Here is a 3,570-nt window from a genome sequence, read left to right on the forward strand (position 1 = left end):
GCCACGGCCGTCAGTCCTGGTGCAGGCAGAGGATGTTGCCCACGGTGTCATTGATCAGCGCGTCCGTGCCGCCGTACTCCTGCTGCTGCGGCTCGGAGATCACCTCGGCACCCCGGGCCCGGATCTGCTCGAACTCCTCACGGCCACCGGTCAGGGTCAGGACAAAGGCCGGCATCCCGGCCAGGCGGGTCTCGTTCTGGAAGGCCACCGCCGCACCCTCGGCGCGGCCGAGCACCAGGGTGGCGCCGGCGTCGGGCCCCGGGGCACGCAGGGCGAGCCAGCGGAAGTCCCCGCTGGCGAAGTCCGTCTCCACCTCGAAGCCGAGGACCTCGGTGTAGAACGTCTTGGCGGCATCCTGGTCGTTGACGAGCACATGGGCCTGATCGATCTTCATGGGGGCGCCTTTCGGAAGCGGTGAGGTGTGGCGTGTGCAGCGGGGGTGGGGCGTCAGGGTGAAACGTGTGTGCGGTGTGGGACGGCGTATGACCGGTCCCTGCCCAGTATGGCGTGGCGCGCCTACGCTGGGGAGGGCCGCGGCCATCTCGCCGCATAGGCCACGAGGGAGCACCACTGGAGGGCACCATATGAAGATCGGCATCGTCATCGGATCTGTTCGCGAGGGCCGCCTCGGCGAGTCCATCGGCGCCTGGGTGGCCGAACGGGCCCGCTCGCAGACCGGCGCCGCGGCGGTGGAGTGGGAGGTCCTGGACGTCAAGGCCTTCAACCTGCCGATCATGGCCAACGAGAACTGGGCCCAGGACGAGAACGGGCCGGCTGAGGTGCACCGGTGGCGGGATGCCGTGGCCGGGTGCGATGGCTTCGTCTTCGTCACCCCCGAGTACAACCGCAACATCCCGGGTGCCTTCAAGAACGCCTTCGACCTGCTGAGCCGGCAGTGGCGGGACAAGACCCTGGCCATTGTGGCCTACGGCGGGCTCGGCGGGGTCCGGGCGAACGAGGCCTGGAGGTTCACCGTGGCCTCCTACAACATGCACGTGGTCGGAGACTCGGTGAACCTGATCCGCCGGGTCGACTTCCCGGGCGGGAGACTGGCGCTGACGGACCACCACGACGCCTCCCTGGCCAAGGTCCTGGCCCGCCTGGTGTCCCTCACCCGTGCGGTCACCACCGAGCGTGACCGGGCCCAATCCGAGACCAGCACCCCCTGAGCCGGTCTCACCGTCCCGGCCCACGCATCCATGTCACACGAATTGGCCCTGTTTCGGCCGGGGCGAGGGCAATTCGTGCGACTCAGTTGCCGGCGGCGGGGGTGAGCTCCAGTTGTTCGCCTTGCCAGCCCGCGCCGAGCCAGCGGTCATGGCTGGCCACCACGACGGCGCCCGGGTAGCTCGGGATGGACGCCTCCAGCTGCGTGGAGAGCAGCAGCGAGAAGTGATTGGTCGGCTCGTCCAGCAGCAGCACGTCCGGCGGGTCGGCCAGCAGCACGGCCAGGTCCAGTCGACGCCGTTGCCCCACCGAGAGGTCCCGGACACGGCGCTGTTCGTCCCGCCCGGCGATCAGGCCGAAGGTCCCCAACGGCACCCGCTGCGCGGTGGCGTCGCCCACGGCCCGTCGGTACGACTCCGCGACGGTCGCCTCCTGACGTCCCTGCTCGGCCTCGGCGAGATGCTCCGCGTCCTGCCCCAGCAGACCGATGGTGAGCCGGCCGGTGGTGGTGACCGAGCCGGCGTCGGGCCTCAGATCCTCGGCCAGGAGACGCAGCAGCGTGGACTTCCCGGACCCGTTGGGCCCGGTGATGAGCAGGCGTGAGCGCGCACCGAGGTGCAACGAGACCGGGGCCAACCGGCCGGTCACGGCCACCTCGGTGGCCACCAGGACCGGCCCCGCGCCCGACGCCGGCCGTCCGGTTCGCTGCCCGTGTGCCGCTGAGCGGTGGTCACCGCCGGCGACACCTCCGGTGACATCACTGAAGGAACCGCTGCCAACAGCACGGGAGGGTGCGGCCGCGGCCAGCCCGACGAAGCTCACCACTGCAGGCGGCCTGCTGACCTGCGACTCCTCCAGCCGGGCCAGCGCCATAGCCGCCTCGTGGACGCGCCGGGAGATCACCTTGGCATTGCGGTCCGCATAGAACTTCTGGGCCATCTTGCCCTCCGTGGGCGGCGGACGGTCAGCGTTGCCCACGGTGTGGTGGTCCTTGACCTGCCGGCGCATCCTCTTCAGCTCGGCCTGCTCGTCCCGGTACCGGCGCTCCCACCGCTCCCGCTCGCCGATCCGGTGCAGCAGGTAGTCCGTGTAGCGCCCGCCGTAACGGGTGAGGCCGACGCCGGAGCCCGTACTGCCGGCGTCCGAGACCCCCGGAACGTCCCGGTGGAGCTGCGGGGCGGGGTCGAGGTCGAGCAGCGTGGTGGCCACCTCGTCGAGGAACGCCCGGTCATGGCTGGCGATCAACACGGGGCCGGCCCAGCCCTGCAGCAGGTCCACGAGCAGCGCGGTGCCGCGGGCGTCGAGGTGGTTGGTCGGCTCGTCCAGCAGCAGGGTGTCCGGGCGGCGCAGCAGCAACCAGGCCAGCGCGAGCCGGGACAGCTGACCGCCGGAGAGACTGGCGGCTGGCCGAGTCCGCGGGATGCGCGCCAGGTCGAGTCCCTCCACGATGCGGTCCACCTCTCGGTCCACCTCCCACGCGTGAGTGCGGGTGGCTTGGGCGAGGGCACGGTCGTAGGCGGTGGCGACGTCGGCCGGCGCGGCGTCAGGCCTCTCAGCGTTGGTGCCGTGAGTACCCGGGGCGGGGGCCGGCGTCGTGCTGGGGCGGGCATGGCCGGCGAGCGCCGTCGCGAGCCGGGCCACCTCCTCCGCGACCGCGCGGACCGGGGCTGTGGCCTCGTCCAGCACCTCCTGGACGGTGAGGTCCAGGGCGAAGGGCGGCTGCTGGTGGAACAGCCCGACGCTGCCGGGGACGGCGACCCGACCGCCGTGGTCGTCGTCCAGGCCGGCGATGATGCGCAGCAGGGTGGACTTGCCGGTGCCATTCTCGCCGATGAGGCAGGCTCGTTCGCCGGAGGCCACCGTGCAGGAGACCTCGGTCAGCACGCGCCGGTCCGGGAAGGACTTGGAGACACCATCGAGGGTGAGGTGGTCCGCGCCGCTGAGGGCGGAGGCGACGGGGGTGAGGGCTCGGCGCCGGTCGGACGGCAGGCCAGAGGAGCGCAGATCAGCGGAGGGCAAGGAGTGGGGGTGGGTCATGAGTGGAGTCCTGAAAGGCAGCGGCAGGGCCCCGCCGGGCAGTGCCTCGGGCGCGGGAGGGGCTGGACTCAACGCTTCATACTGTGAAGGGTACCCGGAGCGCCGGTGGGATGTCACTCGGCTCTGGCCAGGAGCAGGGGTCGGTGACCATGCTGGAAGCATGACAGATTCAACTTCCGGCACCGCCTCCACCTCCGCCCGGGGCCTGACCGCCCTCGCCCTGGTCTGCACGCTGACCCCGTCCCCGAAGCCCTCCAGCAGTGAGCTGATGGCCCGGCACGTCCTGGGCGAGCTGGAGAAGAACGGCGTGACCACCTCCTCCGTCCGGGTGGTGGACCATGACGTGAAACCCGGGGTCCAGGTGGA

General features: G+C 71.3%; 3 protein-coding genes and 1 pseudogene. 2 read left to right on the plus strand and 2 right to left on the minus strand.

The annotated features are described in order from the left end of the window. Window positions 1–10: 10 nt before the first annotated feature. Window positions 11–394: a VOC family protein gene (locus tag RUH65_RS15485; protein ID WP_313818537.1), complete on the minus strand. Its 384-nt coding sequence runs from the start codon at window positions 392–394 to the stop codon at window positions 11–13. 190 nt (window positions 395–584) lie between these two features. Between RUH65_RS15485 and RUH65_RS15490 the strand changes: the two genes are divergently transcribed. Beyond that, entirely contained in the window at window positions 585–1,169 is a 585-nt protein-coding gene (locus tag RUH65_RS15490; protein ID WP_313818538.1) for an NAD(P)H-dependent oxidoreductase, read from the plus strand. Window positions 1,170–1,251: 82 nt separating this feature from the next. On the opposite strand, the gene RUH65_RS15495 is transcribed toward RUH65_RS15490, so the two are convergent. Then, a complete protein-coding gene (locus tag RUH65_RS15495; protein ID WP_313818540.1) occupies window positions 1,252–3,204 on the minus strand; it encodes an ATP-binding cassette domain-containing protein in 1,953 nt (650 codons plus the stop codon). Between the two features lie 160 nt (window positions 3,205–3,364). On the opposite strand from RUH65_RS15495, the pseudogene RUH65_RS15500 reads away from it, so the two are divergent. After that, window positions 3,365–3,570 (plus strand): annotated as a pseudogene (locus tag RUH65_RS15500) (hypothetical protein); the annotation flags it as partial.

This window comes from Citricoccus sp. (assembly GCF_032154715.1).
Lineage (GTDB): Bacteria > Actinomycetota > Actinomycetes > Actinomycetales > Micrococcaceae > Citricoccus.